Genomic DNA, 693 nt, shown 5'->3' with positions numbered 1-693 from the left:
GCATCGCGAGCTTGGAGACGAATGCGCAGGCGATCGCGACCCACAAAAGAAGCATCGAAGTTCAAGCGTACCCGATAGGGAAGAGTCATGTTTGCCTGATTTTGCTCGGCTACCACTCTTCCTTGTACGACCCGGTCTTCTGTAAGAGCGCTACCAAGAATTGCGGTAATGACCTGAGCGTTAAGCTTAGTAACTGGGTTGAAGATCTTCCCTTTCAGATCGTTAATCTCAGCCTCTGCCGCATCCACCCGCCCGCGCAGGGCTGCCAGCTCAGCAGCAAATTCCTCTTGCAAGCGCTGCAGAGTGGCCAAGTCTTCCTTGGAGACTTTGTCGGCCAAACCGGCTGCAATCAACTCATTGATGCGATCCAAGCAGGCGTTCATACCGGCGGCAAACTCAAAGCGAGTCATAGCCCGGTTGCCGCGGAAGGTGCGGTCAGGGTAGCCGGCAATACAACCGTAGCGCTCCACCAAGGATTGCAGGGCTTGGAAGGCCCAGTCGGTGGGCTGCACATCCGAAAGCTCAGAGATGGAGGTGACCGGCCCGGTAGCTTGGGCATAAGCCACTCCAGGGGTCAGGATCGCTGCTGCACCCAGAGTGCCGGCCAGCAGCGTTTTCCAGTAGTTCGCGTGTTTCACGGGCATGTTTCTCTCCTTGTTCTTTTCCTCACACCTTTTTGGCTGTAGGGATGTC

At 56.1% G+C, this 693-nt stretch carries 1 protein-coding gene; it reads right to left on the bottom strand.

All coding sequences use genetic code 11. From position 1 onward, the window contains the following. Positions 1 to 644: iron uptake porin (locus NW855_RS02910; RefSeq protein ID WP_414508323.1), on the bottom strand; the 644-nt coding region annotated here is incomplete at its 3' end. Positions 645 to 693 lie beyond the last annotated feature (49 nt).

This window comes from Synechococcus sp. RC10B2, assembly GCF_047502635.1.
This window is presented reverse-complemented; position numbering and strand designations above follow the sequence as displayed.